We start from the raw sequence: 12204 nt of genomic DNA, 5'->3' as shown, positions 1-12204 counted from the left end.
CCGCTGACTAAGTGAGGATACAGATACCGACGCTTCAGATGGTCCCCGCGACTTCTTTCAGTATGCTCATCGGACCGCGCGTCCGGATGATGTCCATCTGTGTTTCGTTGCGCACGAAAAGCGATCCGGCAAACCCCAACGCGTTGATCGAAATGCCCTCGCTGTGTTCGGCGCGGCGAGGCACGAGCATCATCCATCGCGTAGTGACGAGCAGGTTATAAGGTGCCGATTGCAGCGGTTCACCGTCCACATCGACAGCGTGCAATCCGGTTGCGGCGAGCAACGACATGTACCGCTCGAAAGCACTGTGCGCCAGTTCCAACGGACGCGATACAAGCACCGGATCGAAGCCGACAAACGCATGCGCAAAGTCGAGGCCCGGCACCGTACCGACGGAGCCGTCCATGCGCGCCGACGCCAGCAGCGGTTCTATCGGCAGTGGTGGCGTAGTGTCGTCGAGCGGCAAGGGCGCGATCTGTAAATGCTTATGAAGCTGACTTGCGCCGGCTTCGGGGCCGCCGTTGTAAAAGCCGAGACTGTCGAACTGCGTCATGCAAGTGAAGAGCGCGCGGAAGTCCGCGAGATTCAACAGCGCTCGCTGTAACTCGAAGCGGCGCGTAACGATCAGCACATGGTGATCGATTACGTTGAATTTATTGAGCAGGACGAGATGCGTGTCGGAAATGTCGGCGACGAACAGATCCGGGTCGTAGGGCAGGAAAGGGTTGGACGCGCGAGCGCCGGTCGATCCGGCTTTGCGCTGCTGCGCGTCCTTTTCTTTGCGGGCGAGGCTTGAGACTTGCCGGACCACAAACCGCACGCCGCCGTCATCGATGGTAGTGCGGCTCGTTTGTATCGGAAGCAGCGCGCCGCGATCGAGCGCATGTGCGGTTTGGCGGAGGATGGCCGGCCACAACGCGCCGGCTTGCTCGGGAAGGGACGTGTTCATCGAAAGAGGCAAGCCCTGTTTGGACGACATGCAGCTTCCTTTATACACTCGGCCGACCTGCCTCGCGCGGCGAAGGTCACGCCTGTCACCGTTCCGTTCCTGGTGGCGAGCTAGCGCCTCAATTCCGCAATGATCTTCTCAGCGAGAAAATCGCAGGGCGGGCGTTTTGATGCCGTGCTTCGCGCGAGCACGACTTCGAGTGCTGCGATTTCGGGCAGCCCCTGCGCATGACCGAGCAGCGCGAAATGCGCGGGTACAGCGCATTGTGCGAGCGGAACGATCGCGAGGCCGGCTTCGGCCATCGACACGAGACCCATCAGACTCGGACTTTCATACGAGGTCCGATAGCTGATCTTCGCGTGTTCGAGGCTGCGGATCGCGTTCTCCCGCGCGACGCTGCCGGGCAAAAACACGGCTATCGGCAACGGCCTTTCGCGCCAGATGTCGTGTGCGCTCGGCGACGCCGCCCAGACCATCGGCTCGAGCCGCAAAAACTCGCCCGACAATCCTTTGACCCGCGTCGCGCACACGAGATCGACGGAACCGTCCTTCACCATGGGCGCGAGCGCGACGCTTGGCAGGCCGACCACCCGGATTTCGACCTTCGGATAAGTTGCTGAGAATTTTTTGAGGATTGGCGGCAGTAGGGAGGACGCGTAGTCGTCCGGCACGCCGATACTCACGCGGCCGGTGACGTCGGGCCGAACCACGGCGGCCCAGGCTTCGTCGCGCAGCGCCAGCATGCGCCGCGCGTAAGCGAGCAGCACTTCGCCGTCTTGTGTCGGTATGACGTTCCTCGGCTTGCGTACGAAAAGCGGCTTGCCGAGCGCGGTTTCGAGCGTCTTGATCTGCATGCTCACCGCCGATTGCGAGCGGTGCACGACTTCCGCCGCGCGGCTGATATTGCCGGTGTCCGCGACGGCGACGATCATCGTCATCACATCGAGATCGAGTGCTTTCAAGGTCTGGTATCAGAAAATCAAATAGATTCCATCAATATTACGCGATTTTCTTAAATGTTGACGTGCGGCATAGTGCAGCCAAAGGAGCCAGTGTATGAACGCCCGAACCGATTTCTCCCTGCTTGCCGCGCCCGAACTCTCGTTTGCGACCATCGCATCGGGCATTAGCGTGCCGTATGTCGAGTGCGGAACGGGAGAGCCGCTCGTCTTCGTGCATGGCTCGCTGTGCGACTACCGCTACTGGAGTGCGCAGACAGCCGCGCTGTCCAGGCATTTCCGCTGCATCTCGGTGAGCTTGAGCCACTACTGGCCCGCAGCCTACGCGTGCATTCAGGGCGAGTTCGGCTGGCAGACGCATGTTGCCGAACTGGCCGAATTCATCGAGGCGCTCGGCATCGCGCCTGTGCACCTGGTCGGCCACTCGCGCGGCGGTTGCGTCGCGTTCAACCTGGCGCGCGAGTACCCGCGACTCGTGAAGACGCTTACGCTTGCGGACCCTGGCGGTCCGTTACAGATAGACGGCATGCCCGACGCGTCGCTGCCCACCGCGACGAACGCGCTGCGCGCACGCGTTGTGGACTTGATAGAAGCAGGCGAGATCGACGCGGGTCTTGAACTGTTCGTGGACTCGGTCAGCGCGCCGGGCTCATGGCGCAAGAGTTCGGTAGCCTTTCGCACGATGGCTACGGACAACGCGGCCACGTTGCCGAAACAGCTGCGCGATCCGCTGCCCGCATATTCACGCGACGCGGCGCGCGGTGTGAAATGCAGGACGCTGTTGATCGAAGGGCAACGCAGCCCTCGCATGTTTCGCAACAACGTCGAAAAACTCGCGGACTGGATCGACTACGCGGACAAGCAGACCATTGCGGGCGCGTCGCACGGAATGAATGTGTCGAACGCCGGAGCTTTCAATCGACTCGTGCATTCGTTTGCGAGCTTTTGAAGGTGCTTCCAAAGCCGGCCGCCTTGCGCTGAAACGCCTCGCGGCGGCGTCAATCCTCAAACACTTCCCGGCTCCGCTGCCGGAGCCCTCGTCCTCGCTCTGAGGAACCGGCCGCGAATCCAGTCCCTCAACGGAGCGACCAGCCGCTCCTGGAAATACACGGCCGCAATCACCGTCCCGATCAGATACAGCGGATAAGTCGCCATACTGGGTATGACTTCTTTCGAAGCCGCGACGCATTCGGAGAAGTGCGAAGCGCACCATAGGGGCGATTTGCCGATAGACAGCAGTTTCAACACCTTCATCATGACGAGGAAGATCGGCACATGAATCGCAAATAGCGAGAGTGCCGAGTTCCCTAGACGAGTCGATAGCGCCGCGAATCTGGGCGGAACCGAAAGGCCGGCGAATACGGCGACGAGCAACAGCTCCGCAGGCATCAACGCGCCGTTATGAACGAGATAACGTGTATTGATGGATCCATGCGACTCGAACCACGCAGCGGCTGCGAACGAGCCTGCAAACACCAGCAACGCTGCGGCAAGCTTCATGCCGCTGCGGTGTATGGCGGTCAGATGTCCCTCGCGAAACAGTCCATACAGGACGATACCGCCCAGAAATTCGGGCAGTCGCAGCACCGGGTTGCGGGTGACTATGCCGACCGCGGCGGGACCGTACCAGTGCATCAGTGTCGCAAGCACAGGCGGGACGAGGTAGAGCACCCACAAAATCAGTAACAGCCGGTGTTTGTTTCGGGCTTTGAGAAGCCGCGGCGCGAAAAACGGAAACGCGAGATAGAAGAAAAACAATGTCGCCAGCGACCATGATGGCGGATTGACCGACCCGTATAGCGGATTCCACACCTGCAGCAAGAACAGGTTCAGCACGAAATTAATAGCGGTCTCGGTGGGGCCGAGCGTAACGTAGTGCTCTGCGTCGTCGAGCGACATGATCGCGAACTGCTGGTATCCGCGCGTGCCTGCCGCCGAGACGAGAAGCACCAGTACGAGCGCAATGAGATGCACGGGGTAAAGATTGGAAAGGCGCTTCACAAAAAACTCGCGCGTGCCGCCCCGCAACTCGACGCTTCGCCCGAAGTAGACGTGGGCGAGAATGAAGCCCGACAAAATGAAGAACGAACTCGTGGCGAAGCCGCCCAGGTTGGCCAACTCAACGAACGGAAGCGTCACGTACTGCGGATACTGATGTATCGAATGAAACACCATCAAATACACAGCCAGCGCGAAACGCAGTACATCCAGGCCAACGAACTTGTTCATCATCACTTCCATGCAAATTGTTGCGGTGACATCAGGTGCAACGCACCGGGCATGCTTTAAAGATTGAAACGAACCGCAAACAACGATTGATCTTGCTTCGGATGACTAAAGGCGACGGCGGGCAAGAGGATTTGCAATGTAACGAACGGCGAAATCGGAGAGCGTCGAGAAAGGCAACAAACAGAGACTCGACAAAGCGAGCGTGCCAATTTTTTTCTTGTAGCTCCAGAACGGGTTCCCCACGATAGAGCGGAAGTAACTATGCGACTGCCGGCTGACCCATCGCCAGCGTTTCGTGAACGGCGCCTGATAAACGGCAGAGCAGAAATGGGCCTTCTCAAGCGAGAAGTCATGAAACGACAGCGGAAGTTCGATCCCCAGACGCGCGCGCGCCATTTGCCGCAGAATGGCCCAGCGTTTGGTCAGCGCCTTGGGCGCTTTGTCGTTGCTTTCGGAGTTTGCGAAATCAATGCCCGAGTTTTCGGTGCGATGCACGCGGTAAGCACCGAGCGATTCCGGAATCGTTGCCACGGCTCCTAACAAGGCGACGCCGTAGATCGCATAAAAGTCCGCTCCGTAGCGATTGATATCGGCCTCTGGAACGGGAAATATCTTCTTTAATGCGCTTGTGCGGTAAGCGTTGCCCGATGCAGGCGGCGACGGATATAACCATCCCTGGCGCAAGGGGCTGCCGCAGTCGCTGGGAGCCGCGGAGTGCGGTACATATGCACCCGACGGCTTGCCTGCGGGATCGATGACGTCGAGCCGGAACTGGACCTTGACGAAGTTGCCGCTATCGAACACGCGCATGACTTTCGACACCGCGTGAGAATAGAGCAGATCGTCGGAATCGAGCAGAATGACAAATTCTGTCTCTATCAGGTTCACTGCATCGTTATATGCGGATACCTGGCCGCCATTTTGCTTGTAAAGCGCTTTAACGCGGCAGCCGTAACTTTCTATGATTTCACGTGAGCCGTCGGTCGATCCGTCGTCGATTACGAGCACCTGAGTAGCCGGATAATCCTGATCGAGGGCTGAGTTGATGGCCTTAGCGAGGAAGCGGCCATAGTTGTAATTGCAGATGACGATTGTCACGTTTTGCATATTTATTCACCACCTGTCATGAACCGGGAGCGCAGCGTACCGGCGACTACTGCCCGCCTTGGGTTCGCTCGCGCTGGCCTCTGAAGCCAGCACGAATCAATTTACCTTTCCGTTCGTTGCCCCGCCAACGGGCGGTAGTGCGATATGTGCGGTTGATAACACAACTGGACGCGGCTCGCGTGAGCTTCGGTAAAGCGGGGAATATGCCCTTATGCGGCGCGCGTTACGTGACAAAAGTTGCCGAAATAAACCGGCAAACGTTACGCCGGTTGCGTCGACGGAATCGGTAAAGGTGGCCTTGCTGAAAGGAACGCGTCGGGCACGAGTTTTCCCCACTCGTAGTCGACCTTGTCAGGCGTGAATGGCAGTACGCCCGCGCCGGGCGTAAACGTCAATTCGCCGAAGTAAATCTGGTTATCCGGCGCATACAGGTCCACGCGAACATAATCGAAATCGCTGCATAGCATGGTGGCGGCGTCCAGAATGGCTTCCAGGTTCTCCGGGCGGGGCGACGGCTCTGCACTGGGTTTGTAGGCGCCAATCGCCATGTCCAGATGGTTCCAGTTCGCGTCGTATATGTCGCCACGCGTGTTCGAGCCGAACCGGTCCGAGATCACCAGAATGTAAATGGTAGGCCTTCCACTTCGGCCGCCGAAGCAGTGCAGTTTGTAGTCGGCGGGAATCTGGCCGCTCTTGTCGAGCAACAGGTGTTCGAAGAAAACCCGTGGCTCGATCTGGCGATAGTGTTTCTCTCGCGCGATCTTGTAGAAGTCGAGTGTCAACCAGTGATCGGCAAGCTCTCGCAGTTCTTCGAAAGAGCGTGTGGACTTGTCTCTCACCACCTCCACATAGCTGCTGCCGTGATTGGCTTTCATCACGAACGAGTTCGGCAGCGCATCGAATACTTCTTTCGAAAAGGTGTCCGGCGCTGCGAGCAACGGAATTACGTGCTCCTCGCCCAGCACTCTCGCTACATATTTTCTAACCGTAAGCTTGTCGGTCAGCTCCGCGAACCACGGATCGGGCCGCAGGCTTTTACGCAAGATCTTCTCATTGAAGGTAGTAGGGCGCAGCAGGCTCGGATAGCGGCCAATTTCTTTGTGATGCAGCAAGCTCAGGAACAGTGGCGCCGGTAATAGTGACTTGGCCGCTTCCTTTATCTTGCGAACTGTCGATTGGCGGCGCAGTGGGGCGGTACTTGTGGACGATGGCGCTTTTTGTTGAGGTACAGAAGGGCCGGATTCACCCGGAAACTGGACTGAATTGGTCGTCGTCATTTTTCGAATTCCCGTAAGTTATTCGCGCTACATCAGGGGCCCGGCCAGGCCTGCCGATGTATCACGATGCGAGGTTAACGTACGGAAGTCGCGCTAATTGCCAGCGTCGCTAAACGAAGGTGTTTTGGCCTAATCCCATGAAGGCGGCCGATTGTGCGCGGACATGTTTTCGAACCGAAAGCATGTGGCTGCAGGGTACCGCGCGCCTTGCGGTGCGCTGGCCCTTAAGGATGAAACCTTTCGGTTTGTTATTTTTAAGAACGATTAAGGACTTGGACAAGGACTCGGCGCAAGCCCGTCGATAGACTGCATTCCAGTTTTTCCTCGCTTGTGAAGCGAATGCGGCATGTTTTCCCTGTTCAGCAAACCTTTATCGACACTTAGGACGTACAAAGCCATGGCTAATCCGAAACTGCAAGTCCTCACGCCTGCGAACTCGCAGATCATCTTTATCGATCACCAGCCGCAAATGGCTTTCGGCGTCCAGTCGATCGACCGGCAGGTGCTGAAGAACAACGTGGTTGGCCTTGCCAAGGCCGCACGCGTGTTCAACATTCCCACGACCATCACGACGGTGGAATCGGAAAGCTTCTCCGGCTATACGTACCCTGAGTTGCTGGACGTGTTCCCCGGTCACAAGGTGCTGGAACGCACGTCGATGAATTCGTGGGACGACCAGAAGGTTCGCGACTCGCTCGCCGCCAACGGCCGCAAGAAAGTGGTGGTGGCGGGTCTGTGGACCGAGGTCTGCAACAACACCTTCTCGCTGTGCGCAATGGACGAAGGCGACTACGAGATCTACATGGTGGCAGACGCGTCGGGCGGCACCTCCAAGGAAGCGCATGAATATTCGATGCAGCGCATGATCCAGGCCGGCGTTGTTCCTGTGACTTGGCAACAGGTGCTGCTCGAATGGCAACGCGACTGGGCTCACAAAGAGACGTACGACGCAGTCATGGGCATCGTCAAGGAACATTCCGGCGCGTACGGCATGGGCGTTGATTACGCGTACACGATGGTCCACAAGTCGGCGCAGCGCGCGGCCGGAACGCACGAAGTTCTCGCGCCCGTGCCTGCACGCAAGTAAGCGCTTAGGCCGCATGCTGCGGCCAGCGCGTCGCATTGCCCGGCTTCAGGTCTGGACATGCGGCGCGTAAATCACGGCAGGATCCCGCTGGATCGGGTCATGCAGCGCCTGCACGAGTTCAGCGCGATGCGTGAGCACGGCGCGCTGATTGATCGAGCCTTTGTCGGTTATTTCACCGAGGTCGAGCGACGGCGCGACGTCGAGCAGACGCATCCGTGCGATCGTGGTCGCGCCGCCTGTCGACTCGCGATTGAGCCGATCGAGCAATTCGACGAAGAACTGCCGCACGGCGGGCGCGCTCACGACTTCGGACGCGCTCGCCGACGAAGGCAGTTGCGCGAGGCGCCGGCAGTCGTCGAGTCGCGGGAACACGAGCAAGCCCACGTCGTCGCAATTCAATCCAGAGACGACCACGTCCTGCACATACGGCGCGCCCGCCGAGATAACACGCGCGCGCATCGGGCCGACGCTGACAAAGGTGCCGGAACTGAGCTTGAAGTCTTCGGCAATGCGGCCGTCGAACATCAAACCCAGTTCGGGCTGTTGCGGGTCGACGAACTTCAGTGCGTCGCCACTGCAGTAATAGCCTTCGTCGTCGAATGATTTCCCAGTGGCTGCACCGTCCATTCGCCAATAGCCGCGCATGACGTGTGGACCGCGAAAGCGCGCCTCCAGCTTGTCCCCGACGGGCACGAGCTTCACTTCACAGCCCGGCGCGGGTACGCCCACATAACCGGCGGCCTTCGCGGGCAGCGTCGTGAAGAGGCACGACGGCGAAGTCTCCGTCATGCCGAGACCCGCCATGATGCGAATACGCTCGCCGCAAAAGCGCTCCGTAACCTGTTGAAGCCGATCCCACGCGGCTTGCGAGAGTCCCGCTCCCGCAAAGAAATACACCTTTACACGTGAGAAAAATGTCTCGCGCAGCTTGGCGTCGGTTTCAAGCGCGCTCGTCAGTTCTTCCCAGCCCTTGGGCACATTGAAGTAGATCGTCGGAGCGATCTCGCGAAGATTGCGCAGCGTCTCTTCGAACTTCTTGCCGACGGGCTTGCCGTCGTCGATATAAAGCGTGCCGCCGTTATAGAGCGCGATGCCCGCGTTGTGACTGCCGCCGAACGTGTGATTCCACGGCAGCCAGTCGACGAGTACCGGCGGCTCGTCGGCGAACTCGGGAAATGTTTCGCGTAGCATCTGCTGGTTGCTGCATAGCATGCGATGCGTCGTCGGAACGGCCTTCGGCAGCGTCGTCGAACCTGACGTGAAGAGGAATTTGGCTATGCTGTCCGGGTCGATCGCTTCGTGCGCGGCATCGACCGTAATGGGCGTTGTGTCGAGCAGCGCCGACAGCTTCGTCACAGGGCGGGCACAGGAGCCCGTGGACGTCACGACTTCGACATCGGCCGCAACAGTTGCGTCGATTGCAGCGGCAAATGCAGAGGCATCGGTCGCGAAGACAAGACCGGGCGTGAGCACATCGAGCGTATGCCTCAGCTTGCCAAAATCGCTGGAAACGAGCGAGTACGCCGGCGAAATGGGCGCGTACGGTACGCCGGCCCACATTGCGCCGAGCGCGATCATCATGTGTTCGAGATCGTTGCCGGAGAGGATCGCAACGGGCCGCTCGGCCGACAGGTTGCGCTCGAGCAGCGCCTGGCCGATGGCACGCGCACGCTGCAGCATTTGCGCGTAGCTGATGCCTTGCCATTCCCCGTTCGCGCCGCGGCGCGCGACGAGCCAGCGGTCCGGATGCGCACGCGCGCCGCTTGCCAGCCGGTCGGTCAGGCGCTGCGGATAGTTGCCGGGCATCGCGGCGGACTCCATGTACCACACGTCGCCGTCACGGCGAACGCGAGCGGGTGCCGAACCGATCCGCACTTCGCGATAGCGCACGGGCGTTTCTCTATCGACACTGGATTGCGTCGGCTGCAAATTCACTTATTGTCTCCTTCCCGCAGTCTTCGTCTGCTGCGAAGCATGCGGGATTCGAATGATGCCGCTGAACGGCATTCGTGTCAGATCGGGGTGTTTCCGATCGAAGCATTCTGATCGAGCGGCCTAGATCGGATAGTGACGCGGACCCGTCTGGATCGTAATCCAACGCAGATCCGTGAACTCGGCAATCGACGCCTTACTGCCGAAACGTCCGTAACCGCTTCCCTTCACGCCTCCGAACGGCATCTGCGCTTCATCGTGAACGGTCGGTCCATTGATGTGGCATATGCCCGACTCCACACGTTTCGCGACGCTCATCGCGCGCGCGATATCGCGGCTGAAGACAGCGGCGGACAGGCCGAACTCGCTGTCGTTCGCCACTTTCACGGCTTCGTCGTCGGTATCCACGCGCAGCACGGTCACGACCGGCGCGAACGATTCTTCGGCGTAGAGCTTCATAGCCGGGAGAACGCCGTCGACGATGGTCGGCTGCATGATTGCGCCAGTCAACGTGCCGCCGCCGAGTACTTTCGCGCCATGTTCCCGGGCGTCCTGCACGAGCGCCGTTGCGCGTTGCGCGGCTTGCGCGCTGACCATCGCGCCGAGCTTGGCATCCTTCGCGTTGGGTGCGCCGGCAACCAGCGTGCGCGCTTTCTCAGCGAGCTTGTCGACGAGCGCATCGGCCACGCTGCGATGCGCGATCACGCGTTCCGTCGACATGCAGATCTGCCCTTGATTGAAGAAGGCGCCGAACGCAATGGCGTCCACGGCCGCGTCGAGATCCGCGTCTTCGAGCACGAGAACGGGTGCCTTACCGCCGAGTTCGAGCAGTGCGGGCTTGAGATGTTTGGCTGCATGCATCGCGATGATGCGGCCCACGTGGGTCGATCCTGTGAAGTTCACGCGACGCACGGCAGGGTGAGCGATCAACCGTTCGACGATGGCAGGCGCGTCGTCCGGCGCGTTCGTCACCACGTTGACGACGCCGTCGCCGAGTCCCGCATCCTGCAGCACGCTGCCGATCATTCTGTGTACGGCCGGACAGGCTTCCGATGCCTTCAGCACGACGGTATTACCGCACGCGAGCGGCATCGCAACAGCGCGCGTGCCGAGAATCACCGGCGCATTCCACGGCGCAATGCCGAGTACGACGCCGCAGGGCTGGCGCACCGCGAGAGCAATGTTGTCAGGCGTGTCGGTCGGAATCACGCTGCCGTCGATCTGTGTGGTCATGGCTGCCGCTTCGCGCAACATGTTGGCTGCGAGATGCACGTTGAAGCCGTACCAGTTGGCCATCGCGCCGGTTTCGGCCATGCCGCATTCGATGAACGCGCCCGCTCGCGCGTCCATGATGTCGGCGGCTTTCAGCAGGCGCGCACGGCGTTCTGTCGGCCGTAGCGCGGACCACGCCGGAAACGCGGCGGCGGCGGCTTCGACAGCGGCGTCCGCATCGGCGAGCGTCGCAGCAGGCGCGCGCGAAGCCACGCCGCCGGTAACCGGATCAATCCGCTCGAAGGTGGCGCCGCCCGACGCCGGACAGTCCTTGCCCCCGATCAACATACTTACTTCGTTCACGATGGCTGTCTCCTTTGCTTTTTCCCGTGCTGCGCGCAGGTGCGGGCAGGCTACGGGATCAATATTTACCTGTTCGTCACTCGGTGCGCTTATACGCCTGAAGGCCAGGCTTGATTGACTTCTGGTCGAGGAATTGCCGCAAGCCTTCTTCACGTCCTTTCTCGGGGTCGCGCAATTGCGCCTGGTCGAGCTTCGCATACAGATAGTCTTCGTTCTGCTCCCACGTCAGTTCGCGCGAGCGTTTGAAACCATGCTTGGCGGCGCGCAAAACGACAGGGTTTTTCTCGAGCAGCTTCGCGGCCAACGCGACCGTTTTGGCACGCAGTTGTTCGAGCGGCACGCTGCTGTTGACGAGTCCCATTGCAGCGGCTTCTTTCCCGTCGAACGTGTCGCCCGTCATGATGTAGTACAGCGCCTGACGATGCCCGACCGTATCCGCCATTGCCTTGCTGACCAGATTACCCGGCGGAATGCCCCAGTTGATTTCGGAGAGGCCGAACACGGCTTCGTCGGCCGCGATAGCCAAATCGCACGCGACGAGCGGTGAAAAGCCGCCGCCGAAACACCAGCCGTTGACCATGGCGATAGTCGGCTTCGAGTACATGCGCAGCAGTTTCCACTGCCATTGGCATGCGTCGCGGCGAATCTTTTCCTGCAGAATCTCCGGACCTGCATCGACTTCGCGGAAGTACTCCTTCAAGTCCATGCCCGCCGTCCATGCGTCGCCGGCGCCTGTCAGCACCAGTACCTTTGCGTCCGCGTCCAGTTCCAGCGTCTCCAGTACCTGGATCATTTCGCTGTTGAGCGTGGGACTCATTGCATTGCGTTTCTCGGGTCGATTGAACGTCACCCATGCGATGCCTTGCTGGACTTTCACGTCCACCGTCTTCCAGCGACCCTCATAACTTGCCATTTCGTAGCTCCAGCGCGCCTGTGCGCGTATCGATGTTTGTCGTGATGTGCGAGCACCCGACAGCGTTTGCTTTAAAGCTTCAATGCACGCGCCGTATCAGGTAGCCTGATACAAGTCTATTATCAAGCGGCTTTGGACACAATCGCCGCGTGATCGGTGAAAACCCTTGCGTTGAA

General features: G+C 59.8%; 10 protein-coding genes. 2 read left to right on the top strand and 8 right to left on the bottom strand.

The genetic code is table 11. From position 1 onward, the window contains the following. Positions 1–34 precede the first annotated feature (34 nt). Together J2W46_RS02735 and J2W46_RS02730 are read right to left on the bottom strand one after the other, a co-directional pair. On the bottom strand, positions 35–949 hold the full coding sequence (locus tag J2W46_RS02735; protein WP_374726807.1) for an ATP adenylyltransferase family protein: 915 nt from the start codon (positions 947–949) through the stop codon (positions 35–37). A 110-nt stretch (positions 950–1059) separates the two neighbouring features. After that, positions 1060–1881 carry a LysR substrate-binding domain-containing protein gene (locus tag J2W46_RS02730; RefSeq protein WP_174447015.1) on the bottom strand — a complete coding sequence of 274 codons (822 nt, stop codon included), beginning with the start codon at positions 1879–1881 and terminating at the stop codon, positions 1060–1062. Between the two features lie 124 nt (positions 1882–2005). On the opposite strand from J2W46_RS02730, the gene J2W46_RS02725 reads away from it, so the two are divergent. Next, on the top strand, positions 2006–2857 hold the full coding sequence (locus J2W46_RS02725) for an alpha/beta fold hydrolase (protein WP_310066480.1): 852 nt from the start codon (positions 2006–2008) through the stop codon (positions 2855–2857). Between the two features lie 56 nt (positions 2858–2913). Here the strand turns inward: J2W46_RS02725 and J2W46_RS02720 are convergent, their stop codons facing one another. The 3 genes from J2W46_RS02720 to J2W46_RS02710 form a co-directional block, all read right to left on the bottom strand. Next, positions 2914–4137, bottom strand: coding sequence for an acyltransferase family protein (locus J2W46_RS02720; protein ID WP_310351081.1), 1224 nt, complete (start codon positions 4135–4137; stop codon positions 2914–2916). A 105-nt stretch (positions 4138–4242) separates the two neighbouring features. Beyond that, positions 4243–5244: a glycosyltransferase family 2 protein gene (locus tag J2W46_RS02715; protein WP_310351078.1), complete on the bottom strand. Its 1002-nt coding sequence runs from the start codon at positions 5242–5244 to the stop codon at positions 4243–4245. Between the two features lie 260 nt (positions 5245–5504). After that, entirely contained in the window at positions 5505–6521 is a 1017-nt protein-coding gene (locus J2W46_RS02710; protein WP_310351075.1) for an ATP-grasp fold amidoligase family protein, read from the bottom strand. Positions 6522–6918: 397 nt separating this feature from the next. Between J2W46_RS02710 and J2W46_RS02705 the strand changes: the two genes are divergently transcribed. Continuing rightward, positions 6919–7608 carry a hydrolase gene (locus J2W46_RS02705; RefSeq protein ID WP_020066304.1) on the top strand — a complete coding sequence of 230 codons (690 nt, stop codon included), beginning with the start codon at positions 6919–6921 and terminating at the stop codon, positions 7606–7608. Between the two features lie 45 nt (positions 7609–7653). On the opposite strand, the gene J2W46_RS02700 is transcribed toward J2W46_RS02705, so the two are convergent. From J2W46_RS02700 to J2W46_RS02690, 3 genes are all read right to left on the bottom strand, one after another. Beyond that, positions 7654–9543: a feruloyl-CoA synthase gene (locus J2W46_RS02700; RefSeq protein WP_310351071.1), complete on the bottom strand. Its 1890-nt coding sequence runs from the start codon at positions 9541–9543 to the stop codon at positions 7654–7656. A 120-nt stretch (positions 9544–9663) separates the two neighbouring features. Beyond that, positions 9664–11115, bottom strand: a complete 1452-nt coding sequence (locus J2W46_RS02695; protein ID WP_310351067.1) for an aldehyde dehydrogenase — start codon at positions 11113–11115, stop codon at positions 9664–9666. A 76-nt stretch (positions 11116–11191) separates the two neighbouring features. Next, on the bottom strand, positions 11192–12028 hold the full coding sequence (locus J2W46_RS02690; RefSeq protein ID WP_310351064.1) for a p-hydroxycinnamoyl CoA hydratase/lyase: 837 nt from the start codon (positions 12026–12028) through the stop codon (positions 11192–11194). Positions 12029–12204 lie beyond the last annotated feature (176 nt).

The sequence above is a fragment of the Paraburkholderia strydomiana genome (assembly GCF_031456815.1).
Taxonomy (GTDB): domain Bacteria; phylum Pseudomonadota; class Gammaproteobacteria; order Burkholderiales; family Burkholderiaceae; genus Paraburkholderia; species Paraburkholderia caledonica.
Note: the sequence above shows the minus strand (reverse complement) of the source record. Positions and strands in the feature narration are given on the sequence as shown.